Source organism: Atlantibacter sp. MEI4A-1023 (assembly GCF_056155425.1).
In genome coordinates, this window is record NZ_CM149568.1 from 1,719,525 (window position 1) to 1,742,521 (window position 22,997).

The following is a 22,997-nucleotide window of genomic DNA, read 5'->3' on the forward strand; positions in this document are numbered from 1 at the left end:
TTTGAGCATTTGATGACAACGCTTCTCATCAGTGCCCTCAAAAACCGGCCTTTAGCCTCCCATTTACGCGCTCAAAATGTGAGCGCGGCACGCTTAAACGGTGCGCTGCCGCACACAATAGCCCGATTATCAAAAATTATTCAACAATCTATCCCCTTCCGATGAATGCATTTCAAACGGATGTTATTCCCCATGCAGTGTTGCTATTCTCAGAATCAGTTAGCATCCAATGATTAGCCAGCGCGAAATTACTCTATTTCCCCTGGCCCTGACGGGGAGAACCCTATGTCTCAGCATGAACTGATTAGCGAATTTTTACTTGCCGCGCAGCAGGGCGATATCACTGCTCTTAAATCCTGTCTGGATAACGGTGTTGATATTAACTGCACCAACCGCCAGGGCAGAACGGCAATTACCCTTGCCAGCCTGAATAAACACTACGAGGCTGTTTCGTATTTAATTTCTGAAGGCGCGGATATTGATAAGCAGGACGAAACCTGTTTTAACCCGTTCTTATTAAGCTGCCTGAATAATGACTTAACCCTGCTGCGCATTGTATTACCGGCTAAACCTGATTTAAACCGCTTAACCCGTTTTGGCGGTGTGGGAATTACGCCCGCCAGTGAAAAAGGCCATGTGGAAATTGTCCGGGAATTATTAACCAAAACCGAAATTAATTTTAATCACACTAACTTTGTCGGCTGGACGCCCTTACTTGAAGCCATCGTATTAAACGACGGCGGCGAAAAGCAGCAGGAGATCGTTAAGCTACTGCTCGACCACGGCGCAAACCCGCATATGACCGATAAATACGGCAAAACGCCTCTCGAACTGGCACGTGAAAAAGGCTATGAAGCCATCGCCCAGCTGTTAATCAACGCGGGTGCCTGACGGGAGAGCACCGTGATCCATTCAGCTTCGGCTGGCTGGCACACTGTCAACGCGCTGTCGGCGGAGGGGCAGTTTTTACGCAGTCTCGGGCAACCGGGTTTATGGGGGAGCGTTGAGCAAGTTTTTGATAAAGCGCTCAACGTTGTTTGTCCGCTGGGCGTCCGGCGTTTCACTCTGCTGACGCAAGGCAGCGACAACGCGCCGAACAGTTGCCGGTTAGCGTTAGCGACCGTTGATGGACTGGCGCAACCCGGCGACCCGGTTTACTGGCAGGGAAACTGGCTGAGAATAGGCCATCGAGCGCGGATTGATTTTCGAACGTGCCAGGCGTGGCAGCCGGAAAAATTATTCTGGAAAAGTGAAGCACTCAACGCGTTTTGCCAACAGCAACAGGGCGAAACGCTGGCAACAACCCTTTACCAGGCAATACCGCAAAACGCGTCATTATTTCATTATTGCGCTGATAATATTTTTTATCGGCAACTGGCGAAACAGTTATCGGACGCGCGCCGGAAATTAATCGACGGACTAACATTGCGCGACGCACAACAAAGCGAATCGGCTTTTCAGCAATTAGTCGGGCTGGGTATTGGATTAACGCCGAGCGGCGATGATTATTTGGTTGGGCTGGCAGCGATATTATTTATTGCAGGCAGCCCCGGCGTGCAATTTCGCCGTGAATTTACTTGTTGGTGCGAAAAATATCATCAGCAAACCACGCCGCTTAGTGCGCTGACGCTAAATGAAGCGATTCATCAGCGCTTTCGCGAAGTGATTTTTTTATTGGCTGGAAAATTAACCCTGGGGTGTTGCGCGGATATTCAGCGTGAAATACAGGGTGTCATGAAAATAGGATCAAGCTCAGGATGCGACATGCTGTATGGCATGGCCGATGCCCTGCTATTGACGCAATATTTTGGAGGAGAATATGTCAACCAGGATCGTGATTAAAAAGAACACCTATTTTGATTCGGTATCGCTTATGTCGATTTCAACCAAAGCCAACCAACTGGATGGCGTGGAACAGGCGTTTGTGGCGATGGCGACGGAAATGAACAAAGGGGTGTTGCGTAACCTTGATCTGCTGACGCCGGAACTGGAAGCGGCGAAAAGCGGCGATTTGATGATTGTGATTAAGGGCGATGAGGCCGCAAATGACGCCTCGCTGGCTGCTATCGAAGCGCTGTTTATCCGCAAAGAGACCCGCGGCAGCCACGAAGCGCGCTACGCCACGCTGAACTCGGCGCGCCAGCACCTGCCGGACAGCAACCTGACGGTGATTTCCGTTAACGGCGCATTCGCGGCGCGGGAAGCGCGTCAGGCACTGGAAAACGATCTTAACGTGATGCTGTTTTCCGACAACGTCTCCCTCGACGAGGAACTGGCATTAAAAACCCTGGCCCATGAAAAAGGGCTGTTGATGATGGGACCAGACTGCGGCACCGCGATTATCAACGGCGCGGGCCTGTGCTTCGCTAACGCGGTGCGTCGCGGGCGCATCGGCATTATCGGCGCATCCGGGACCGGAAGCCAGGAGCTGAGCGTGCGCATCCACGATTTCGGCGGCGGCGTATCGCAGCTGATCGGCACCGGCGGGCGCGACCTTAGCGAGAAAATCGGCGGGCTGATGATGCTCGACGCGCTGGCCATGCTGGAAAACGACCCGGACACTGACGTCATTGCGCTGATTTCCAAACCGCCCGCGCCGTCGGTGGCGCAGAAAGTGTTAGCCCGTGCCGAAGCCTGCGCAAAACCGGTAGTGGTGTGTTTCCTGGGCGCAGAGCCGCAGACCGATAAGCCGGGGCTGATTTTCGCGCGCGGCACCAAAGAGGCCGCGCTGAAAGCGGTGCTGCAAACCGGCGTTGATGCGTCCTCGATTGATTTGCATCCGCTGAACTGGCCGCTGATCCATGACGTGCGCGCCAAACTTAATCCGCAGCAAAAATACATCCGTGCGCTGTTCTGCGGCGGCACCCTGTGCGATGAAGCTATGTTTGCGGCGCTGGAAAAATATTCCGACGTTTATAGCAACATTCAGCCGGACCCGCAGCGCCGCCTGCGCGACGTCAACCAGAGCATCGCCCACACCTTCCTGGACTTTGGTGACGATGACTTCACCAACGGCAAACCGCACCCGATGATCGACCCCACTAACCGCATTAGCCGCCTGCTTCAGGAGGCGCGCGACCCGGAAGTCGGGGTGATCGCCATGGACTTTGTGCTCGGCTTCGGGGCGCATGAAGATCCGGTGGGTGTGATGATCGACGCCATCAAACAGGCCAAACAGATTGCCGCCGACGCCGGGCGTCATCTTGAGATCCTCGGTTACGTGCTGGGCACCGACCTCGATACGCCGTCGCTGGCCGCCCAATGCGGCATGCTGACCGACGCCGGCGTTACCTGGGCGAGCAGCAGCACCAATACAGGATTACTGGCGCGTGAATTTGTCTGGAAAGGGGAGAATGCCTGATGAGCCGTCCAACACTGTTTAGCCAACCGCTGAATGTTATCAACATCGGGATTGCCCGTTTTAGCGAAGATCTCAAGCAGCAACACGTGGCGGTGACCCAGCTTGACTGGACGCCGCCGGGGCTGGGAAACCTTGAGGTGGTGCGCGTCCTGGATAAGCTGGCCGCGCCGCAGCTGGCGGAAAAAATCGCCGCTGCCAACGCCCTGGCGCTGGAGCGCATCATTCAGTCCCACCCGGTACTGGTGGGTTATGACCAGGCGATCAACGTGGTGCCGGGCATGACGCGCAACACCATCCTGCACGCCGGGCCGCCGGTGAGCTGGGAAAACATGTGCGGCGCGATGAAAGGCGCCGTGACCGGGGCGCTGGTGTTTGAAGGGCTGGCGCGGGATCTGGATGACGCCGCGCAGCTTGCCGCCTCCGGGGAAATCATCTTCTCGCCGTGCCACGAGCATGACTGCGTGGGTTCGATGGCGGGGGTGACCTCTGCGTCGATGTTTATGCACATCGTCGAGAACAAAACGTACGGCAACCGCGCCTACACCAACCTCAGCGAGCAGATGGCGAAGATCCTGCGCATGGGGGCTAACGACCAGAGCGTAATTGACCGGTTAATCTGGATGCGCGATGTGCTCGGCCCGATGCTGCGCGACGCCATGAAGCTGGCCGGAGAAATCGACCTGCGGCTGATGCTGGCCCAGGCGCTGCATATGGGCGACGAGTGCCACAACCGCAACAATGCGGGCACTACCTTGCTGATTCAGGCCCTGACGCCGTATTTAATCCAGACCGATTTCACCGTGGCGCAGCAAAAAGAGGTGTTCGATTTTGTTGCCAGCAGTGACTACTTCTCTGGTCCAACCTGGATGGCGATGTGTAAAGCGGCAATGGACGCGGCGCACGGCATCGAATACAGCACCGTCGTCACCACGATGGCGCGTAACGGCTACGAGTTCGGCCTGCGGGTTTCCGGCCTGCCGGGGCAGTGGTTCACCGGCCCGGCGCAACAGGTGATTGGCCCGATGTTCGCCGGGTTTAAACCGGAGGATTCCGGGCTGGACATCGGCGACAGCGCGATTACCGAAACCTACGGCATCGGCGGTTTCGCCATGGCGACCGCACCGGCGATTGTCGCGCTGGTGGGCGGCACCGTAGACGAGGCGGTGGATTTCTCACGCCAGATGCGGGAAATCACCCTCGGCGAGAACCCGAACGTCACCATTCCGCTGCTCAACTTTATGGGCATTCCCACCGCGATTGATATCACCCGCGTGGGCAACAGCGGCATTTTACCGGTGATCAACACCGCCATCGCCCACAAAGACGCGGGCATCGGCATGATTGGCGCCGGCATTGTTCACCCGCCGTTCGACTGTTTTGAAAAAGCTCTGCTCACCTTTAGCGACCGGTATAGCCAATAACCCTAAACGGGCGGCGCTACGGCGTCGCCCGACGGTTCGCGAAAGGAGGTTTCACCTGCACGTATTACCGGACCTTGCGCCTGGGCCAGCCCTGGCGGGGGAGTGTAGCGCGATTTACTGACCTTGAAGGAAAGTTCCATGAGTAAGATAAAACTTGAATGGAAACGGGGTGACTGGGCGGCTTATTTTGGGCTGATGACCAACAACCTGACCAACCTGCTGACCATGATGGGGTTGTTGATTTTTGTGGTCGGCATTCCAAAAGAAATTGTCTATGGCCGTATCGCCCCGGCGTTTGGTTTAGCCGTGCTGGTGGCGAGCCTGAGTTACACCTGGTTTGGCCTACAGCTGGCACGCCAGACCGGGCGCAAAGATGTGACCGCCTTGCCCTCCGGCCCCAGCGCGCCGTCGATTTTTACCGTGACGTTCCTGGTGCTGATGCCGGTTTACCAGACCACCGGCGACGCGGATTTCGCCATTCAGATCGGCCTGGTGTGGTGCTTTGTTGAAGCGCTGATCCTGGCGGGCGGCTCGTTCCTCGGCGAAACCATCCGTAAGATGATCCCGCGTACCGTGTTGCTGTCGTGCCTGTCCGGGCTTGGGCTGCTGCTGCTCGCCATGAACCCGATGCTGCAAGCCTTCGAAGCGCCGACGGTGTCGTTTATCGTCCTGCTGCTGATCTTCATTAACTGGTTCGGCAAAAAGCCGATCTTTGCACGTATTCCTACCGGCTTATTACTGCTGCTTGCCGGTACCGCGCTGGCATGGATTTCCGGTCTGCAAAGCCCGGACGCCATCAAAGCCTCCATGTCGTCCTTCGGCTTTAACCCGCCGGAAGTGCATATCGACAGCTTTATGCAGGGCCTGCCGCACGCGCTGCCGTACCTGGCGTCAGCGGTCCCGCTCGGGCTGGCGAATTACATTTTTGACCTCGAAAATATTGAGAGCGCCCACGCGGCGGGGGATGAGTACAACACCCGCAAAGTGATGCTGGCGAACGGCCTCTCATCGATGCTCGGCTGCCTGATGGGCAACCCGTTCCCGGTCACGGTGTACGTGGGCCACGCGGGCTGGAAAGCCATGGGTGCCAGCATCGGTTACACCCTGGCGTCCGGCGTCACCATGTTTATCGTCCCGCTGTTCGGCCTCGGGGCCTTTATGCTGGCGGTGATCCCGATGACCGCCATCGTGCCGATTCTGGTGTTTATCGGCGTGGTCACCGCCAACCAGGTGGTGAGGGAAACCCCAAAAATCGAGGTGCCGGTGATCTTCATCTGCCTGTTCCCGTGGATCGCCAACTGGGCGCTGACCATGGTCAACAGCGTGATGAACGCGGCGGGCACCTCGGCGGCGAAGCTCGGCACCGAGCTGCTGCACAGCAAAGGTGTTTACTACCAGGGGCTGATGCACCTCGGCAACGGCGCGCCGCTGGCCAGTATGATTTGGGGCTGCCTCGCTATCTTCGCCATCATGAACCGCCCGCTGCGCGGCGCAGTGGCGGCGGCCACCGGGGCGCTGCTGGCGCTGTTCGGCGTGATCCACGCGCCGGTGGTCGGCTTCGCTCAGGGGGCCTCGCTGATGTTTGTCACCGCATACCTGATGATGGCTGGCATGTTCGTCCTGAAACACTGGCTGGACAGCCGTGAACAATCCCTTGATCCGCTGGTCTCTTCCACGGATGAAACCACCAAAACCGCGTAACCCCTGACGGCAGGCGGACGCCCGCCTGCCGCACTCTGGACAGGAATTCGACATGAAACAACTCGTGGTCGTCGCCATTGGCGGTAATGCCATTATTAAAGACAATGCCAGCCAGTCGGTTGAGCATCAGCACGCTGCGGTAAACGAGATGGCGAAATCTATTCTCGGGATGCTGGCGTCGGACTACAACATCGTACTGACCCACGGTAACGGCCCGCAGGTTGGGCTGGATCTGCGCCGCGCCGAGATCGCCCATGAGAAAGAAGGGCTGCCGCTGACGCCGCTGGCGAACTGCGTGGCGGATACCCAGGGCGGGATCGGTTATCTCATCCAGCAGGCGCTGAATAACAAGCTGGCGCGCTACGGCAATAAAAAAGCGGTCACCGTGATCACCCAGGTGGAAGTGGATAAAAACGACGCCAGGTTTGCCGATCCCACGAAACCCATCGGCGCATTCTTTGATGAAGCCCAGCGCGATGCGCTGTTGCAGGCGCATCCCGACTGGCGGTTTGTCGAGGATTCCGGGCGCGGCTATCGCCGGGTAGTCGCCTCGCCGCAGCCGGTGCGCATTGTGGAAGCCGAAGCCATTCGCGCGCTGATCGACCAGGGTTTTGTGGTGATTGGCGTGGGCGGCGGCGGCATTCCGGTGATCCGCGAGCCGGGCGGCGAATACCGCAGCGTGGACGCGGTGATTGACAAAGATCTCTCCACCACGCTGCTGGCGAAGGAAATTAACGCCGATATCCTGGCGATCACCACCGGTGTAGAGCAGGTGTGCGTCCATTTTGGCAAACCGCAGCAGCGGGCGCTGGGCACGGTGACCGTGGCGGAAATGGCGCAGTACGTCGCCGAGGGTCATTTCCCGGCGGGCAGTATGCTGCCGAAAATCGAGGCCAGCCTGTCATTTCTGCGCCACGGCGGCAAACGGGTGATTATCACCAACCCGGAAAAACTGCCTGCCGCCCTAAGCGGAGAGACCGGCACCCACATTATTTGCTAGCCATTGAGAAAAGGAGCCACCGATGAATCATAGCGAAAATCCAGGCCGTCGTGCGTTTTTAAGCCACAGCGGCAAAGCGGTGGCCGCCTGTGCGCTACTGGGCGCGGGCGGGCAACTGGCGTATGCTGCCGATCCCACTCCCGGCACAGGTGAGGCCTCACGCGCCATGAGCAGCATCAGCGAAAAACATTACTATCTGGATAACGTGCGTCTTGAAAGCGGTTTTGACTGGCAGGGCGATACGGCGGTCAGCACCAAAACCGAGTTGATGACGCTGGAAATCAAGGACGGCACCATCGCCGCGCTGCTTGCCAGTCATCAGCATCCCGACGCCACGTTGCCGCGCTACGATGCGGGCGGGCATCTGCTATTGCCGGCGATGCGCGATATGCATATCCATCTGGACAAAACCTTTTACGGCGGCCCGTGGCGCGCGCTGTTGCGCCCGGAAGGCACCACCATCATGGATATGATCGAACTGGAGCGCAAACTGCTGCCGGAACTGCAACCCTACACGCAGGAACGCGCCGGGAAGCTGATCGATCTGCTGCAATCGAAAGGGACCTCGGTGGCGCGCAGCCACTGCAATATTGAACCGGTGTCCGGGCTGAAAAACCTCGAAAACCTGATGGCGGTGCTGGAGCAGCGTAAAGACGGTTTTCAGTGCGAAATTGTGGCATTTCCCCAGCACGGGCTGTTGCAGTCGAAAAGCGAGCCGCTGATGCGCGAAGCGATGCAGGCGGGGGCACACTATGTCGGCGGGCTGGACCCGACCAACGTCGACGGCGCGATGGAAAAATCGCTGGATACGATGTTCCAGATAGCCCTCGACTATAAAAAAGGCGTGGATATTCACCTGCACGAAACCAGCCCGGCGGGCGTGGCGGCGGTGAATTACATGATTGAAACCGTAGAGAAAACCCCGGCGCTAAAGGATAAGCTCACCATTAGCCACGCCTTCGCGCTGGCGACGCTCAATCCGCAACAGGTGGAGGAAACCGCCACCCGGATGGCGGCGCAAGGCATCACCATTGCGTCAACCGTACCGATCGGCACGCTGCATATGCCGCTCAGCCAGTTGAAACAGAAAGGCGTGTTCGTGATGACCGGCACCGACAGCGTGATTGACCACTGGTCGCCGTTTGGCCTTGGCGACATGCTGGAAAAGGCCAATCTTTACGCCCAGCTCTATATTCGCCCTAATGAATTTACCCTGTCGCGCTCGCTGGCGATCGCCACCGGGGACGTGCTACCGCTGGATGATAAAGGCCAGCGCGCCTGGCCGAAAGCGCAGGATGAAGCCAGTTTTGTGCTGGTGGAGGCGTCCTGTTCGGCAGAAGCAGTCGCGAGGATTTCACCCCGCGCGGCTACCTTTCACCGGGGAAATCTGGTGTGGGGAAATGTCACGAAAGGCTGAAACAAGCCGCCGTCGCAAGACGGCGGTGTCGCGTTAAATCACGCCGCTCTGTTTTAAAATTCCTTTTATCTGGCTTTTCATCTCGTCCGTCAGCGGGGAGGCGGGAGGCAGACTATTGCAGGAAATATCCAGCCCGGTGAGCTGAAGCGCATATTTAATGGCGTTGTAGAACGGCAGATCGATGCCGTACAGCGGCGGGATCAGCGACAGGCGCTGCTGGAGTTCCACCGCTTTGGCGTAATCCTGCTCGCGCCAGGCTTTAAGAATGCCGCAGGTCAACTGGGGCGCAAAGTTAGCGCTGGCGGGAATACAGCCGTCGCCGCCTAAAATCAACGTACCAAACAGATATTCATCATAACCGGCGAATACCGCGAAATCCGGTCGTACCGGTTTTACCGCCGCCAGGGTTTCTCGGATGTGCGACAGCGTGTCCACGGTATCTTTTAGCCCGACAATGTTCGGGCAGGTTTTTGCCAGCTCGACAATCACCGATACCGGCAGCGGCTGCCCGGTCAGGGCCGGGAAGTTATACAGCAGTACCGGCAGTTCCAGCGCCGTGCTGATGCGCTGATAGTGGGCAATCAGATTGCTTTCGCTAAGCGGGTTATAGAACGGGTTGATCGCCACTACGCCATCGGCCCCGCAGCGCTGGGCGTGTAATCCCAGTTCAATCGCCTGTTGGGTGCCGGAATGCCCAATGCCGATCAGTACCGGTTTACGTCCCGCCACCTGCTTAATACAAAATTGCGCAATTTCCTGGCGCAGCGCGTCGGACATATGAGCGAATTCCCCGGCGCTGCCGAGAAAAAATAGCCCGTCAATATCGCTGGCGACCAGCCGTTCAATGAGCCGTGCCTGCTGTTCGGGTGAAAAGCGGCCTTCATCGTCGAAAAGGGTTGCAACCGGAGGGATAACGCCGTGAAACAATGGGGTACTCATCATCAGGACTCCTGCGTTAAAGGACAAAAGGTAAGGGCGAGCAAAGTTTGTTGTTATCGGTTCCCATCAAAAGTGTATGTGGCGCATCAGGGGGTGCAAGCTTCCATTGCAATCTCTGGAATGCGTGTCTCTTTTTTTCAGAACCTTGTTTCACTTTAAGCGTCATTGCCGATTCGGTTGCATTAATGTTGCCGGAATGTATCTATTTTGGTGATTTAAAGCACAATTCTGGACGCGGTTTGTGGATCGCTGCGTTTTTAAGCGTATACCTTCTTCATCCATATCATGGATTATATGTCCACAATGTGAACAAAGAGGGCGATATGAGTGACAACACAATGACCAGCGATGCAGAAACCCTGCGCCGAATGCCGTACCAGTTTGACCAACCGAAAGAGATGATCCCGGATCTGGTGGTGCCGGGCGCGATCCCGACCGACGAGCGGATCTGGGTGCCGCAGGCGGATAATGTCTGGTTCCGTCCCTTGTGCCTGAGCCGCTCGGGCGGGTACTGGATGAACCTGCTGCGGGTACGTAAATCCGGCGTGTTAAGCCGCCACCGCCATCCGGGGCCGGTGCATGCTTTCGTGCTGAAAGGCCGTTGGCGCTATCTTGAGCACGACTGGGAAGCCACCGAAGGCGCTTATGCGTTCGAACCGCCGGGAGAAACCCATACCCTGGTGGTGGATGAAGGTGTGGAAGAGATGATCACCCTGTTCCAGGTGCACGGCTGTATGTATTACGTCGACCCCTGGGGTAATCACGCCGGATTCGAAGATGTGTTCACCAAAATCGATATGTGCCGCAAGCACTACGCCGAATGTGGCCTGGGTGCGGACTACGTCGACCAGTTCATCCGATAGCTGTCTGTCCTTTCACCTGCACATAATAATTAAAGAGACATCGCTATGACTTCTGTACCTAAAACTCAACGCGTGGCGCGCATTCAGTTAGTTGCGATCCTGTTTCTGACTATTGCCGGCGTCATCAACTATATCGACCGCAGCGCGCTCTCCATCGCAAATACCACCATCCGCGAAGAGATGCATATTACGCCCACCGAGATGGGCTGGCTGCTGTCGGCGTTTTCCCTGGCTTATGCCTTTTCCCAGCTTCCGGTAGGGGCGCTGCTCGATCGCTTCGGCGCGCGCATGATGCTGGGTTTCGGCATGTTTTTCTGGTCGGTGGCCCAGGCCGCCTGCGGGATGGTCAACTCCCTGAGCACGTTCCTGGTTTCCCGCGCTGTACTGGGCGTGGCGGAAGCGCCGCTGTTCCCGGCGGGCGCGAAGGTGATCAGCGAATGGTACAACCTGAAAGAGCGCGGTACGCCCACCGGGATCTTCGTCGCCTCCAGCTGTATCGGCCCCTGCATCGCGCCGCCGCTGTTGACGGTCATTATGCTCACCGTCGGCTGGCGCTGGATGTTTATCATCACCGGCATACTTGGCGTCATGCTGGCTATCGGCTGGTATCTGATTTACCGCAACCGTAACGAGGTGACACTGACCCAGGAAGATAAACAGTACCTCGACGCGGGCGAGCGCTTTACCGATACCGGGAAGAAAATCACCGGGCGCGAGTGGCGCGGGCTGTTCACGCACGCGACGACCTGGGGGATGCTGCTCGGATTTATGGGCGTGATCTATATGGTCTGGCTGTACCTGACCTGGCTGCCGGGCTATCTGGAACATGCGCGCGGATTATCGCTGGCGCGTACCGGCTGGGTGGTGGCGATCCCGTACATTTTCGGCATGGTCGGCATGGTGGTTGCCGGGCGGGTGATGGATATCTTAGCCAACCGCGGCATCAGCGTGATTAACAGCCGTAAGTGGCCGGTATGCCTGGGTTTGCTGGGCGGCGCGGCATTTACCGTTCCGGCGATCTTCACCACCAGCACCACGCTGGCGGTAGGCTACATCTGCCTGGCGATGTTCTTTATCAACCTGGCGAGCGCGGCCTGCTGGACCATGGCGACGGTAATTGTGCCCAAGCGCCAGGTGGCGTCCCTCGGCAGTATCCAGAACTGCGGTGGCTATTTCGGCGGTTCTCTCGCGCCCATTATTACCGGCGCTATCGTTGAGCGCACCGGGGTATATGACAACGCGCTGCTGGTCAGCGCCGGGATCGCCGTGCTGGCTGCCGCCGTTTACTTCGTTTTAGTCAAAAAACCGCTGCCGGATGACAGCGCCGCTACCGATATTCACCACGAGGCCAATAATTATGACGTTTCACGCTGAGCTTTTCGCCGGTAAAACCGCGCTGGTCACCGGAGGGACCTCCGGGATCGGCGCTGGTATCGCCACCATGCTGTCGAAGCTGGGGGCCAGCGTCATCGCCGCCGGGGTGAACAGCGAGTGCAACAACCTGCCGCGCAACATCACGGTTCGAGAGCTGGATGTGCGCAACACCACACAGATCCTGCATATTGTTGATGATCTCCCCCGGCTTGATATCCTCATCAACTGCGCCGGGGTGATTAAGCGCGGTGCCGAGCACCAGATTGATACTTTTGAAGACGTCATTGATATCAACCTGAACGGTACGCTGCGCTGCTGCGCCATAGCCCGGCCTAAGCTTGCGCAAAGCGCGGGCTGCATTGTGAATACCGCTTCGATGCTGAGCTTCTTTGGCGGCGGGCTGGTGCCCGGCTACAGCGCCAGTAAAGGTGGCGTAATGCAGCTGACCAAATCCCTGGCAATTGCTTATGCTGACGAGCAGATCCGTGTTAACGCGATCGCCCCCGGCTGGATTGCCACCCCATTAACCCAGGCGTTGCAGGATGATGCTGAACGCGCCGGACCGATCCTGTCGCGTACCCCGTTAAAACGCTGGGGTACGCCGGAGGATGTGGCCCAGGCCGTTACCTTCCTGTGCAGCCCGGCGGCATCCTTTATTACCGGCACAATTCTGGCCGTGGATGGAGGATACCTGACCGTATAACCCGAAAAGAGACGATGGAAAACACGCACGCTGTACCCGGAACTGCCGCATTTCAGAAGTTTATGCGGGCGTTGCAGGCCGTATCGGAAACCCCAGGCCAACTGAATATCAGCGGCCTGGCAAAGCAGCTTGGCATGCCGCGCCCCACCGTGCACCGCATTGTCGAGGCGCTGGTGGTGGAAGGGATGCTCAGATACGACAACGACACCCTGAACCTCGGGCCGCGCCTGGTGAGCCTTGCCTGGCGCAGCCTGGAGACCCACGATCTGCGGCAGATCGCCAGACCGCATATTGAGCAGTTGCGCGACCGGTTGGATGAAACCGTCCACCTCGCCATCCCCGATGGCCTGGAAATGGTTTACATCGATAAGCTGGAAGCCAATCGCACGGTGCGGATGGCCTCGCGGATCGGGACGCGTGTGAGCCTGTTTTCCAGTTCTGTTGGGAAAGCGTGGCTGGCGGCGCACAGCGCCGGGCAGGTCGAGCAGATGTTGGCGAAAATTACCCCGACGTCTTTCACGCAGCATACGATCACTGACCGGGCGGGCATCACTGAAGAGATCAATCGCACCCGCGAACGTGGCTATTCGCAGGATATTCAGGAAAACGAACTGGATATCTGCTGCTACGGAAGTGCGATTGTTAACAGCGGCCAGCAGGCGGTGGGGTGTATCAGCGTGAGTATGCCAACTTACCGGTTCGACGCCTTGCAGGCCGATGACGCCATCGGTGCGATCCGCGCCTGCGTGGCGGCCATCCAGAAGCAACTGGTGTAGCCCGCTTTTCCGTATTTTGCTGACGGCAAATTCCCGGAGAAGAGCATGCGTTTGAATAATGGTTTTCCGCAGTACGATTTTTCTGGCCGCGTGGTGGCGGTGACTGGCGCGGCGCGCGGTATTGGCGAGGCGATAAGCGCCCGCTTTCAGCTGGCGGGCGCGCAGGTCTGGATGCTGGATGTGCATTATTCCGCCCGCGACGGCTTTCAACTGCCGCTGGATATCACCCAACCGGCGTCACTGGCGGCAGCGCGCGAGGCGATCCTGCAAACCAGCGGCAGGCTGGACACCCTGGTCCACTGTGCCGGTTTCGCGGGCCCGACGATGCCGCTGATTGATTACGATCCGGCTATCTGGCGGCAAATTGTCGACGTTAATCTGAACGGCACATTTGAGGTATGTCGAACCTTTGTTCCGGCGTTGCTGGCCCAGCCGCAGAGCTGGCTGGTGAATCTGGCGTCGCTGGCGGGCAAAGAGGGTACGCCGAACGCATCCGCCTACAGCGCGGCGAAAGCGGGGGTGATCGCCCTGACAAAATCCCTCGCCAAAGAACATGCCCAAAGCGGTTTGCGGGTAAACAGCATCGCGCCCGCCGCGATTGAAACGCCGCTATTGGCCCAGATGGCGCCTGAGCATGTGGCGACCATGATTGCCAAATCACCCCAGGGGCGGTTAGGCACCGTGGAAGAAGTGGCGGAAATGGCGATGTGGCTCAGTTCCGCCGCGTGTACCTTCAACAGCGGGGCGGCGTTTGACTTGTCCGGCGGAAGGGCGACCTGCTAAACAGAATTTTGCTGCTGTCACCTGCCGGGGACTTACGCCTTAATAGCAGGTGACATTTCTCTCTAATGATATTTGCCAGTTTTACTGGATATTTTTTGCAGTAAGAATTCGTCTTGCGCCCAAATAATGGTCCTGCCAAAACTCGCCGTCAAAATGGCTAATACGAATATTTAAACCCGTACGCGGTGCTTCAATAAAATCGCCCTCGCCGAGATATACCCCCACATGATCGGCATGTTCGCCCTGAGAGTGAATAGCAAAGAAGATTAAGTCTCCGCGCTTGAGGTCATTTTTAGCCACCGGGTGCGCGTGTTTATCGTGATACATTTCATTAGCGGTACGCGGAAGCCTGGACAGCAAATGTTGGTTATAAGCAAAAAAGACCAGGCCACTACAATCGAACCCCCGTGCAGGCGAGGCGCCGCCCCAGACATACGGCTTACCAAGCTGGTCTTGCAGCCGCTTCACGACCTTTTCCGTGGTGTCACGCAGGTGGTCGCTATAAAAACTCTCAGCGCTGTCTGCCAGATGGTTCTGGTGGGTATGCTCTGATGTATAAGGGCCCGCAAGCCATTGGGAATATCCATTCATTCCATCCCACTCCGGGTTATAGGCAAAGGAAGAGGGAATAACATGACGCGTTCCGTTGTTTTTTTTATCTTTTTCCTTATTTGTTTTCCGCGACTTTATTGTTTTTGTGCGCTTATTTACCCGTGACCGCGTTTGATAGGTTTTTTCAGTATGCGTTTTTAATATCGACGTTGATTTATGAGCCGCATAGGTTTGCTGGCAGAGAAAAGTAAAAATTAACAGCAGAGCGAGCGAAATCTTTTTACGCAGCATAGTTAACCATAAAAGGGGGTGATGTCTGGTGGTGAAATATTGCCGAAAAAAATAATACCACGCCGCGATGCGGTGATTTTTTACGTGTTCTGTATTGAATGTGTAGCGTTAGTAAACACACGGCCATCGTAAAGATTGCGTTATAGCTTCCACGGTTTGTTGCCTTTTTGCTGAGGCAGGCCCATTTCCTGGAATCAAACTCGACGTGTCTAAAAATCATGAGTGATTTTTCATTTAACCCGCTCCATCATGCTCATTATCGTTTTACACCTATATAGGTTTGAATCTATATTGATAAGGAGGTCATGTGTGGTTAATCGCTACGACAGACAGGTTTGATGACTGGTTAAGCGTGCAGAGCCGGGGCGATCCCATTCGCGTATTGTTTGCCTTCGATCCTTCCCATACCGGCATTCTGCTGTGTGCGGGGAATAAGGTCGGCAATGACAAGCGCTTCTATGATGAGATGATCCCCCTCGCCGACCATGAATTCAGCGAATATTTGAACCAATTATACGACGAGGAGTAATGCAATGGGCAGAACGCTGGAACAGCTGCTTGCGGATGAAAAGCCTGAAGTCGTCGCCGAAGCGCGGGCGATGGCCACGGAGATCCTGCTCAATATCCACCTTGCGGAACTGCGCGAAAAAGTGAAGAAAACCCAGGTGGAGATGGCGCAGGCGCTGGGCATTAAACAGCCGACCGTAGCAGGGATGGAAAAGCCGGGGCGCGATTTAAAACTCTCTTCGCTGAAGCGCTATGTGGAAGCGGCGGGCGGCAAGCTGCGGCTGGATGTGGAACTGCCTGACGGTTCGCATTACGAATTTGTCCTGTAAACGCGCCGGCTTTAGAAAGCAAAAAAGCAGATGTCTTACGACATCTGCTTTTTAAAATTTGGCTCCTCTGACTGGACTCGAACCAGTGACATACGGATTAACAGTCCGCCGTTCTACCGACTGAACTACAGAGGAATCGTGTGGAGGCTTATCTTAGCGGGGGAAAACTTTTTGTCAAACCCCATTTCCCTCTCTGCAAGCCGACTGGCCACTTTGACGGCACTTCGCTGAAAATGCCAACAAAAAATGTGGAAATACTTTGCAGTAACGCCGTTCCTCACTCATCATTGAAAAGTTGTTTTACTTTTCTGATGGATTCACCTTGAGCTTATCCACTTCGCTACGGCGCACGCTGTCGCGTACGCACTGGCACGGCCGTAGAAAAAGTTATCGCACCCTTTACTGGCGGGAAATTATGCCGCTGGCGGTGCCGATCTTTATAGAAAACACCTGTGTACTGTTGATGGGCGTGCTCAGCACCTTCCTGGTGAGTTGGCTGGGCAAAGAGGCGATGGCGGGTGTTGGTCTTGCCGACAGTTTCAATATGGTGATCCTGGCGTTTTTCGCGGCTATCGATTTAGGGACGACGGTTGTTGTTGCCTTTAGCCTCGGCAAGCGCGACCCCAAACGCGCAAGAGCCGCAGCGCGTCAGTCGTTGATTCTGATGACCCTCGTGGCGGTAGTGCTGGCGGCGGTGATCCACTATTTCGGCGAGCAGATTATTAACGTGGTGGCGGGTGAGGCTTCCGGCCAGGTTAAAGAGCTGGCGCTGAACTATTTGCAACTTACGGTCTGGAGCTACCCGGCGGCGGCAATCACGCTGATCGGCAGCGGGGCGTTGCGCGGGGCAGGGAACACTAAAATCCCGCTGCTAATAAACGGCGGGATGAACATCCTGAACATTATGATCAGCAGCGTGCTGATCTACGGCCTGTTTTCTTGGGATGGGCTTGGGTTTACCGGCGCAGGCCTGGGGCTCACGCTGTCACGCTATATTGGCGCGCTGGGTATTATTTACGTGCTGATGATCGGCTTTAACCCGGCGCTCAAAATCACGCTGCGCAGCTATTTTACCCGTCTCGATATTTCCATTCTGCGTGAAGTGCTGGGGATTGGCGTGCCGGCCAGCGTCGAATCGGTGCTGTTTAACGGCGGTAAATTGCTCACCCAGATGTTTGTTGCCGGAATGGGCACCAACGTGATAGCCGGTAACTTTATCGCCTTCTCCGTGGCGGCGCTGATTAACCTGCCGGGTAACGCGCTCGGCTCAGCCTCCACGATTATTGTCGGCAAACGCCTCGGTAAAGGGCAGATTAGCCAGGCGGAGTTACAACTGCGCCATATTTTCTGGATCTCAACCCTCGGCTTAACCGCCATCGCCTGGCTGAGCGCGCCGTTTGCCGGGCTTATCGCCTCGTTTTACACCCACGAGCAAGATGTTATCCAGGTGGTTAAACACCTGCTGTGGCTGAACGCGCTGTTTATGCCAATTTGGGCGGCGGCGTGGGTGCTTCCCGCCGGGCTGAAAGGGGCGCGTGACGCCCGTTTCGCCATGTGGGTGACCATGCTGGGCATGTGGGGCTGCCGGGTAATTGCCGGTTACGTGCTCGGGATTATGCTCGGCATGGGTGTCATTGGGGTCTGGCTCGGTATGTTCCTCGACTGGGCAGTGCGTGGGGTTTTCTTCTACTGGCGTATGGTTAGTGGACGCTGGTTGCAGAAATACCCACGCATCAAAAAGCCTGGCGTTACGCGCCAGGCTGCGGGGCTCGCTGACGACGGTTAGCCATCATTGCCGCCACAAAAAGCAGGCTTAACACCAGCACGATCGTTGGAGCGGGGGCGCTGTCGAGATAAAACGATAGCCAGATCCCGCTCAACGACGCGAAAATCGCCACACCAACCGCCACCAGTAACATCGCGCCAAAAGTGCGGGCAATCAAAAAGGCAATCGCGCCGGGCGCTATCAGTATCGCGATGGCGAGAATAATCCCTACCGCTTTTAGCGAGGCGACAATCGTCAGCGCCAGCAAGACTAACAACCCGTAATGCAGCAACGTCGAGCGTAATCCTACGGCCTGGGCCTGTACCGGGTCGAAAGAATGCAGTACTAGATCGCGCCACTTCACGGCGATCACCCCGACGGTAAGTAGCGTCACCAGCGCGGTATCACGGATGTCGCTGCCGCCGATGCCCAGCATATCGCCAAACAGAATGTGGTCGAGATGCACCTCCGGCTGGAGCCAGACGTATAACACCAGCCCGAAGCCAAACATCCCGGAAAACACGATGCCCATTGCCGTATCGTGGCGGATACGGCTGTTGTCTTTCAGATAGCCTGTCGCCAGCGCGCACAGCATCCCCGCAACAAATGCGCCGGGAGCAAACGGCAGACCGAGCATCCAGGCAATCACCACACCGGGGAATACCGCGTGGCTCATGGCATCGCCCATCAGCGCCCAGCCTTTAAGTACTAAAAAGCAGGATAACAGGGCGCAGGGTATGGCGATCAACACTGAAATAATCAGCGCGTTAACCATAAAATCGAAGCCCAGCGGGGCCATGATCCACTCAACCATTGCGCACCTCCGGGCGGGTCATCCGCCGTTTACGGGCCGCTATTACGCCGTGCTGTGGGGCAAAGAAAAACGCCAGCACAAACAGCAGAGTTTGCAGGGTGACGATAATGCCGCCCGTCGCCCCGTCGAGATAATAACTGAGCCAGGCACCGAAGAAGCTGGTCAGGCTGCCGAGCGCCACGGCAATAATAATCAAACGGGGAAACCGGTCGGTAAACAGCCACGCCGTCGCGCCGGGGGTGACGACAAGGGAGATCACCAGGAACGCGCCGACGGTTTGCAGTGCCGCCACGGTGCAGGCCGACAGCAAGGTAAAGAACAGGCATTTCAGCAGCACCGGGTTGAGGCCAATGGCCCTGGCATGGGTTTCGTCAAAAAACGTCACCAGCAGATCTTTCCACTTCACCAGTAAAATCAGCAGGGTAATGCCACTGATCGCTGACAGCTGGATGATGTCCGAGGGGGCGATGGTCAGTACGTTGCCCATCACGATCGACTGAATATTCACGGCGGTGGGATTGAGCGACACCATAAATAACCCGAGGGCGAAGAACGAAGAGAAGATAAGCCCAATGATCACGTCCTCGCGCAGCCGGGTGCGATGATTCAAAAACAGCATTGCGGCAGCCGCCAGCCCGCCAGAGAAAAACGCACCCAGCGAGAAGGGCAGGCCGAGCATCCATGCGCCCGCTACGCCCGGGACAATCGCATGGGAAAGCGCATCGCCAATCAGCGACCAGCCTTTGAGCATCAAATAGCAGGAGAGAAACGCGCAGACGCCGCCCACCAGCGCCGATACCCACATGGCGTTGACCATCCAGCCGTAGCTAAAGGGTTCAAGCAGCCACGTCATACCGCCTCCTGACAGGTGGTGAACAGGTGACGGGATACGCCGCCGAACGCCCGTTCGATATTGGCGTGGGTAAAGGTGTCGGCGGTTTTCCCACAGGCCACTACGCTGCCGTTGATAAGCAAGGTGTGATCGCAAAACGACGGCACGCTGGCAAGATTATGGGTGGAAACCAGTAGGGTGCGGCCTTCGTCGCGCAGCTGGCCGAGCAGGGAGACGATCTGCTGTTCGGTTTTTACATCCACGCCGGTAAAAGGCTCATCCAGCAGGATCAGCTGGCCGTTTTGCGCCAGCGCCCGCGCCAGGAATACCCGTTTTTTCTGGCCGCCGGAGAGTTCGCCGATTTGCCGCTGGCGTAAATGGCCCATATCCACTCGCGCTAGCGCCTGGTCGACGGCATGGCGATCGGCAGCAGACGGACGGCGAAGCCAACCCATATAGCCGTAGCGCCCCATCATGACCACGTCTTCCACCAGCACCGGAAAATTCCAGTCCACCTCTTCTGACTGCGGCACGTAGCTGACCAGGTTGTTGCCCAGCGCGGTTTTCACTGGCATGCCCAGCAGGGTAATGGTGCCGCGCGCCAGCGGCACCAGCCCCATGATGGCTTTAAACAAGGTAGATTTGCCCGCGCCGTTAACGCCCAGCAGCGCGGTAATACTGCCCTGCGGGAGTTGAAATGATGCGTCACGCAGCGCGGTATGACCGTTGCGCCAGGTCACCGTCGCCTGGTTAACCACCACGCCGGGTCCGTGGATAGCAATCTCTGGCGTTTGAACTCGCCTGAACGGAGAAATCATTTTGCTGCCCCCTCGCGGATGCCTGTCACGATGGTGTCCGTGGTCACCCGTAGTAAATCGATATAGGTGGGAACCGGGCCGTCGGCTTTGCTGAGCGAATCGACATACAAGACGCCGCCGTAATGCGCCCCGGTTTCACGGGCGACCTGGCGAGCCGGTTTATCGGAGACGGTGCTTTCGCTGAAAATGGTCGGGATATTCTCGCGCTTGAGTGTATCCACCACATTGCGCACCTGCTGCGGTGTGCCTTGCTGATCGGCATTAATCGGCCACAGATACAGCTCTTTCAGCCCCATGTCCCGGGCCAGATAGGAAAATGCGCCTTCGCTTGTCACCAGCCAGCGCTGCTGCGGCGGCAACTGGTCAAGTTTTTGATGTAGCGGCGCAAGGGTGGCGGCGATTTTCTGTTTATAGCGCTCGGCATTGGCGCGGTAGGTGTCGGCATTAGCGGGATCGTGCTCAACAAACGCGTCGCGGATGTTATCGACATAGATCATTGCGTTATCAGGCGACATCCAGGCATGAGGATTGGGTTTACCCTGGTACGGCCCGTTGCCGATCGCCATCGGCGTGATACCTTTGGTTACCACCACTTCCGGCACACCTTTCAGATGCTGGTAAAACTTCTGAAACCACAGCTCCAGATTCATGCCGTTGGCGAGGATCAGCTTTGCGCCCTGGGCACGTTTAATATCGCCAGGCGTAGGTTGGTACTCATGAATTTCCGCGCCGGGTTTGGTGATTGATTCTACTTCGGCGGCATCTCCGGCCACGTTTTTCGCCATGTCGGCAATGATGGTGAACGTGGTGACTGCTTTAAATTTTTCCTGCGCATTGGCCTGAAATGCCATCATCCCGGCTGCTAAAGCCACCAGGGTGAACGCACTGCGCCATTTTCCGGTTCCCGTCATGCCCCTCTCCTGATTGATAATACATCATTTATAGCACCTGCTATAAAACATAGCCTAAGCTATATAAGAGGGCAAATGATAATTGTTATCATCAAAAATCATGAATAACGGCAATTCAGATAACTTTTAGGACTGAAGAGAATGGGCGTTTCACACGAAGGTGGCTATAAGATCATACTTCTGTAACATTCAGTCATGTTTTGACAATCTATGCTTAAAGTTCTGACTCTATAAGGAACGCTATGCTTCGTTTAATACTGGTTTCATTTTTACTTCTGGTTTGCGCGCTGCGTGCGTCCTGGGCGACAACGTATCCTTTGCCGCCCGAAGGCAGCCGCCTGGTGGGCAGCAATATCACCATCACGATACCGGAAGGCAACACCGAGCCGCTGGAGCACTTCGCGGCAATGTATGGGCTCGGGCTGAGCAATATGCTGGAGGCCAATCCGGGCGTGGATCCTTATCTGCCTAAACCGGGCAGCCAACTGATTATTCCCCAGCAGGTGATCCTGCCGGATACTCCGCGTAAAGGTATTGTGGTGAACGGTGCCGAAATGCGGCTGTATTACTATCCGCCAGACAGCGGAACCGTGGTGGTGCTGCCAATTGGCATCGGCCAGGCAGGCAGGGAAACGCCGCGTAACTGGGTGACCAAAGTAGAGCGCAAGCAGGAAGCGCCATCATGGACGCCGACCGCCAATACCCGTCGCGAATATGCCAAAGAGGGCATCACGCTGCCGGCGTTTGTTCCGGCCGGGCCGGATAACCCGATGGGGCTGTATGCGATTTATATTGGCCGCCTGTACGCCATCCACGGCACCAATGCTAATTTCGGCATTGGTCTGCGGGTCAGCCAGGGGTGCATCCGCCTGCGTGATGATGACATCAAATTGCTGTTCGATAATGTCCCGGTGGGCACGCGTGTGCAGCTGATTGACCAGCCGGTGAAAACCACCCTTGAGCCGGACGGCACCCGCTGGCTGGAAGTGCACGAGCCGCTGTCGCGCAACCGGACAGAGTTTGAGTCGGATAAACGTGTGCCGATCACATTGACCGGGGCGCTGCGTAAAGAAGTGGAAAGCCCGGATGCCGATGCGCAGATTGTCTCCGAAGCCCTGGAGCGCCGCTCGGGGATGCCGGTGCAAATTAATCATGCGACAGGCACCACATTCTAAATTCCCCGCTTCGCGACCAAAACCAGGCTGCCATGCCTGGTTTTTTTTTGCTCATTTGTTGATGCCACGTTTATCTTTCCATTGGTAAGATTATGTCATCGCCCGATAACCACTCATCGCTGAGGTGTAAAAATGACGACCACTCAAATCCTGATGCTGATTGCGCTGACCTGCTGGTCGGTTTACAAGCAAACCCTTCGTACCGAAGTCAATGGCAAAGGCCGTTTTAAAATGGCGAAAATTTACGGCATTGTCGGCCTGGTGATCGGCGGTTTTTACCTGCCAACTGACGCCATCGCCTGGGCTACCGTGGTATTAAGCGTCGGTGCGAGCGCGCTGGTTGGCGTGATGCGCGGCAATCTGACTCACCTGACCGTTGAGGACGGAAAAGTCTTCAGCCAGGGGAATGCGTTAACGATTGGCTTATTCCTGGGGCTGGTGGCGTTTAAATTCCTGCTCGGCACCTGGCTTTACTTTAACCATCCGCAACCGCATAGCGGTTTTGGTGAAATCATCGTGCTGATCGCCATAATGATTGCCGTCCAGGCGCAGATTGTCTGGCTGCGGGCTCAGAAAGTGATGGCGGGTGCAGTGCCGTCTGTTCAGTAATTTCCTTATCTGCCTGGCGGCGCAAAGTAATTACGGAAGCTGCGCCGCATTTTATT

General features: G+C 56.7%; 22 protein-coding genes, 1 tRNA gene and 1 pseudogene. 17 read left to right on the top strand and 7 right to left on the bottom strand.

From position 1 onward, the window contains the following. The first annotated feature begins 285 nt into the window (after nucleotides 1-285). From ACVV26_RS08315 to ACVV26_RS08345, 7 genes are all read left to right on the top strand, one after another. Nucleotides 286-891 (top strand): ankyrin repeat domain-containing protein, encoded by a 606-nt coding sequence (locus ACVV26_RS08315; RefSeq protein ID WP_474800925.1) that lies wholly within the window; start codon nucleotides 286-288, stop codon nucleotides 889-891. 12 nt (nucleotides 892-903) lie between these two features. Then, nucleotides 904-1,842, top strand: a complete 939-nt coding sequence (locus ACVV26_RS08320; RefSeq protein ID WP_474800926.1) for an oxamate carbamoyltransferase subunit AllH family protein — start codon at nucleotides 904-906, stop codon at nucleotides 1,840-1,842. Next, nucleotides 1,820-3,361 (top strand): acyl-CoA synthetase FdrA, encoded by a 1,542-nt coding sequence (fdrA, locus tag ACVV26_RS08325; protein ID WP_474800928.1) that lies wholly within the window; start codon nucleotides 1,820-1,822, stop codon nucleotides 3,359-3,361. Before ACVV26_RS08320 ends, fdrA begins: the two co-directional genes overlap by 23 nt. After that, on the top strand, nucleotides 3,361-4,782 hold the full coding sequence (locus ACVV26_RS08330; RefSeq protein WP_474800930.1) for a YlbE family protein: 1,422 nt from the start codon (nucleotides 3,361-3,363) through the stop codon (nucleotides 4,780-4,782). The genes fdrA and ACVV26_RS08330 overlap by 1 nt, the downstream gene beginning before the upstream one ends. A gap of 138 nt (nucleotides 4,783-4,920) precedes the next feature. Next, entirely contained in the window at nucleotides 4,921-6,483 is a 1,563-nt protein-coding gene (locus ACVV26_RS08335) for a xanthine permease (RefSeq protein ID WP_474800931.1), read from the top strand. Between the two features lie 52 nt (nucleotides 6,484-6,535). Next, nucleotides 6,536-7,483 carry a carbamate kinase family protein gene (locus ACVV26_RS08340; protein ID WP_474800933.1) on the top strand — a complete coding sequence of 316 codons (948 nt, stop codon included), beginning with the start codon at nucleotides 6,536-6,538 and terminating at the stop codon, nucleotides 7,481-7,483. 22 nt (nucleotides 7,484-7,505) lie between these two features. Then, nucleotides 7,506-8,900: an amidohydrolase family protein gene (locus tag ACVV26_RS08345; protein ID WP_474800934.1), complete on the top strand. Its 1,395-nt coding sequence runs from the start codon at nucleotides 7,506-7,508 to the stop codon at nucleotides 8,898-8,900. Nucleotides 8,901-8,933: 33 nt separating this feature from the next. Here ACVV26_RS08345 and ACVV26_RS08350 read toward each other — a convergent pair whose 3' ends face one another. Continuing rightward, nucleotides 8,934-9,842 (bottom strand): dihydrodipicolinate synthase family protein, encoded by a 909-nt coding sequence (locus ACVV26_RS08350; RefSeq protein WP_474800935.1) that lies wholly within the window; start codon nucleotides 9,840-9,842, stop codon nucleotides 8,934-8,936. A 320-nt stretch (nucleotides 9,843-10,162) separates the two neighbouring features. Between ACVV26_RS08350 and ACVV26_RS08355 the strand changes: the two genes are divergently transcribed. From ACVV26_RS08355 to ACVV26_RS08375, 5 genes are read left to right on the top strand one after another with little or no spacing between them, the layout of a single operon-like run. After that, nucleotides 10,163-10,702: a 2,4'-dihydroxyacetophenone dioxygenase family protein gene (locus tag ACVV26_RS08355; protein WP_312981271.1), complete on the top strand. Its 540-nt coding sequence runs from the start codon at nucleotides 10,163-10,165 to the stop codon at nucleotides 10,700-10,702. 45 nt (nucleotides 10,703-10,747) lie between these two features. Next, nucleotides 10,748-12,076: an MFS transporter gene (locus ACVV26_RS08360; protein WP_474800936.1), complete on the top strand. Its 1,329-nt coding sequence runs from the start codon at nucleotides 10,748-10,750 to the stop codon at nucleotides 12,074-12,076. Continuing rightward, nucleotides 12,060-12,779 carry an SDR family NAD(P)-dependent oxidoreductase gene (locus ACVV26_RS08365; protein WP_474800937.1) on the top strand — a complete coding sequence of 240 codons (720 nt, stop codon included), beginning with the start codon at nucleotides 12,060-12,062 and terminating at the stop codon, nucleotides 12,777-12,779. The genes ACVV26_RS08360 and ACVV26_RS08365 overlap by 17 nt, the downstream gene beginning before the upstream one ends. Nucleotides 12,780-12,793: 14 nt before the next feature. Beyond that, a complete protein-coding gene (locus tag ACVV26_RS08370) occupies nucleotides 12,794-13,555 on the top strand; it encodes an IclR family transcriptional regulator (protein ID WP_312981279.1) in 762 nt (253 codons plus the stop codon). A 45-nt stretch (nucleotides 13,556-13,600) separates the two neighbouring features. Continuing rightward, the gene (locus ACVV26_RS08375; protein WP_474800938.1) at nucleotides 13,601-14,338 is read left to right on the top strand and encodes an SDR family NAD(P)-dependent oxidoreductase; all 738 of its coding nucleotides are present in this window, start codon (nucleotides 13,601-13,603) and stop codon (nucleotides 14,336-14,338) included. A gap of 81 nt (nucleotides 14,339-14,419) precedes the next feature. On the opposite strand, the gene ACVV26_RS08380 is transcribed toward ACVV26_RS08375, so the two are convergent. Continuing rightward, nucleotides 14,420-15,181 carry a C40 family peptidase gene (locus ACVV26_RS08380; protein WP_474800939.1) on the bottom strand — a complete coding sequence of 254 codons (762 nt, stop codon included), beginning with the start codon at nucleotides 15,179-15,181 and terminating at the stop codon, nucleotides 14,420-14,422. A 346-nt stretch (nucleotides 15,182-15,527) separates the two neighbouring features. On the opposite strand from ACVV26_RS08380, the pseudogene ACVV26_RS08385 reads away from it, so the two are divergent. Then, nucleotides 15,528-15,710 (top strand): annotated as a pseudogene (locus tag ACVV26_RS08385) (type II toxin-antitoxin system RelE/ParE family toxin); the annotation flags it as partial. Between the two features lie 4 nt (nucleotides 15,711-15,714). After that, nucleotides 15,715-16,017, top strand: a complete 303-nt coding sequence (proR, locus tag ACVV26_RS08390) for a transcriptional regulator ProR (RefSeq protein ID WP_312972278.1) — start codon at nucleotides 15,715-15,717, stop codon at nucleotides 16,015-16,017. Nucleotides 16,018-16,076: 59 nt separating this feature from the next. Here the strand turns inward: proR and ACVV26_RS08395 are convergent. Further along, nucleotides 16,077-16,152, bottom strand: a tRNA-Asn gene (locus ACVV26_RS08395). 187 nt (nucleotides 16,153-16,339) lie between these two features. On the opposite strand from ACVV26_RS08395, the gene ACVV26_RS08400 reads away from it, so the two are divergent. After that, nucleotides 16,340-17,803 (top strand): EmmdR/YeeO family multidrug/toxin efflux MATE transporter, encoded by a 1,464-nt coding sequence (locus ACVV26_RS08400; RefSeq protein WP_474800940.1) that lies wholly within the window; start codon nucleotides 16,340-16,342, stop codon nucleotides 17,801-17,803. Here ACVV26_RS08400 and ACVV26_RS08405 read toward each other — a convergent pair. From ACVV26_RS08405 to ACVV26_RS08420, 4 genes are read right to left on the bottom strand one after another with little or no spacing between them, the layout of a single operon-like run. Continuing rightward, nucleotides 17,766-18,596, bottom strand: coding sequence for a metal ABC transporter permease (locus tag ACVV26_RS08405; protein WP_474800941.1), 831 nt, complete (start codon nucleotides 18,594-18,596; stop codon nucleotides 17,766-17,768). The genes ACVV26_RS08400 and ACVV26_RS08405 overlap by 38 nt on opposite strands. Beyond that, nucleotides 18,589-19,449 carry a metal ABC transporter permease gene (locus tag ACVV26_RS08410; protein ID WP_474800942.1) on the bottom strand — a complete coding sequence of 287 codons (861 nt, stop codon included), beginning with the start codon at nucleotides 19,447-19,449 and terminating at the stop codon, nucleotides 18,589-18,591. Before ACVV26_RS08410 ends, ACVV26_RS08405 begins: the two co-directional genes overlap by 8 nt. Beyond that, on the bottom strand, nucleotides 19,446-20,246 hold the full coding sequence (locus ACVV26_RS08415; RefSeq protein WP_474800943.1) for a manganese/iron ABC transporter ATP-binding protein: 801 nt from the start codon (nucleotides 20,244-20,246) through the stop codon (nucleotides 19,446-19,448). The genes ACVV26_RS08410 and ACVV26_RS08415 overlap by 4 nt, the downstream gene beginning before the upstream one ends. Beyond that, nucleotides 20,243-21,157, bottom strand: coding sequence for a metal ABC transporter substrate-binding protein (locus ACVV26_RS08420; RefSeq protein WP_474800944.1), 915 nt, complete (start codon nucleotides 21,155-21,157; stop codon nucleotides 20,243-20,245). The genes ACVV26_RS08415 and ACVV26_RS08420 overlap by 4 nt, the downstream gene beginning before the upstream one ends. A 242-nt stretch (nucleotides 21,158-21,399) precedes the next feature. Here ACVV26_RS08420 and ldtA point away from each other — a divergent pair, with 242 nt between their 5' ends. Both ldtA and ACVV26_RS08430 read left to right on the top strand, forming a co-directional pair. Next, complete coding sequence (gene ldtA, locus ACVV26_RS08425) at nucleotides 21,400-22,332, top strand: L,D-transpeptidase (protein WP_474800945.1); 933 nt, start codon at nucleotides 21,400-21,402, stop codon at nucleotides 22,330-22,332. 132 nt (nucleotides 22,333-22,464) lie between these two features. Continuing rightward, on the top strand, nucleotides 22,465-22,941 hold the full coding sequence (locus ACVV26_RS08430; RefSeq protein ID WP_474800946.1) for a hypothetical protein: 477 nt from the start codon (nucleotides 22,465-22,467) through the stop codon (nucleotides 22,939-22,941). Nucleotides 22,942-22,997: the final 56 nt, after the last annotated feature.

Coding starts and splice junctions, on each gene's coding strand:
- ACVV26_RS08315 (WP_474800925.1), top strand. CDS start 286: ATGTCTCAGCATGAACTGATTAGCGAATTTTTACTTGCCGCGCAGCAG.
- fdrA (WP_474800928.1), top strand. CDS start 1,820: ATGTCAACCAGGATCGTGATTAAAAAGAACACCTATTTTGATTCGGTA.
- ACVV26_RS08330 (WP_474800930.1), top strand. CDS start 3,361: ATGAGCCGTCCAACACTGTTTAGCCAACCGCTGAATGTTATCAACATC.
- ACVV26_RS08335 (WP_474800931.1), top strand. CDS start 4,921: ATGAGTAAGATAAAACTTGAATGGAAACGGGGTGACTGGGCGGCTTAT.
- ACVV26_RS08340 (WP_474800933.1), top strand. CDS start 6,536: ATGAAACAACTCGTGGTCGTCGCCATTGGCGGTAATGCCATTATTAAA.
- ACVV26_RS08345 (WP_474800934.1), top strand. CDS start 7,506: ATGAATCATAGCGAAAATCCAGGCCGTCGTGCGTTTTTAAGCCACAGC.
- ACVV26_RS08350 (WP_474800935.1), bottom strand. CDS start 9,842: ATGATGAGTACCCCATTGTTTCACGGCGTTATCCCTCCGGTTGCAACC.
- ACVV26_RS08355 (WP_312981271.1), top strand. CDS start 10,163: ATGAGTGACAACACAATGACCAGCGATGCAGAAACCCTGCGCCGAATG.
- ACVV26_RS08360 (WP_474800936.1), top strand. CDS start 10,748: ATGACTTCTGTACCTAAAACTCAACGCGTGGCGCGCATTCAGTTAGTT.
- ACVV26_RS08365 (WP_474800937.1), top strand. CDS start 12,060: ATGACGTTTCACGCTGAGCTTTTCGCCGGTAAAACCGCGCTGGTCACC.
- ACVV26_RS08370 (WP_312981279.1), top strand. CDS start 12,794: ATGGAAAACACGCACGCTGTACCCGGAACTGCCGCATTTCAGAAGTTT.
- ACVV26_RS08375 (WP_474800938.1), top strand. CDS start 13,601: ATGCGTTTGAATAATGGTTTTCCGCAGTACGATTTTTCTGGCCGCGTG.
- ACVV26_RS08380 (WP_474800939.1), bottom strand. CDS start 15,181: ATGCTGCGTAAAAAGATTTCGCTCGCTCTGCTGTTAATTTTTACTTTT.
- proR (WP_312972278.1), top strand. CDS start 15,715: ATGGGCAGAACGCTGGAACAGCTGCTTGCGGATGAAAAGCCTGAAGTC.
- ACVV26_RS08405 (WP_474800941.1), bottom strand. CDS start 18,596: ATGGTTGAGTGGATCATGGCCCCGCTGGGCTTCGATTTTATGGTTAAC.
- ACVV26_RS08410 (WP_474800942.1), bottom strand. CDS start 19,449: ATGACGTGGCTGCTTGAACCCTTTAGCTACGGCTGGATGGTCAACGCC.
- ACVV26_RS08415 (WP_474800943.1), bottom strand. CDS start 20,246: ATGATTTCTCCGTTCAGGCGAGTTCAAACGCCAGAGATTGCTATCCAC.
- ACVV26_RS08420 (WP_474800944.1), bottom strand. CDS start 21,157: ATGACGGGAACCGGAAAATGGCGCAGTGCGTTCACCCTGGTGGCTTTA.
- ldtA (WP_474800945.1), top strand. CDS start 21,400: ATGCTTCGTTTAATACTGGTTTCATTTTTACTTCTGGTTTGCGCGCTG.
- ACVV26_RS08430 (WP_474800946.1), top strand. CDS start 22,465: ATGACGACCACTCAAATCCTGATGCTGATTGCGCTGACCTGCTGGTCG.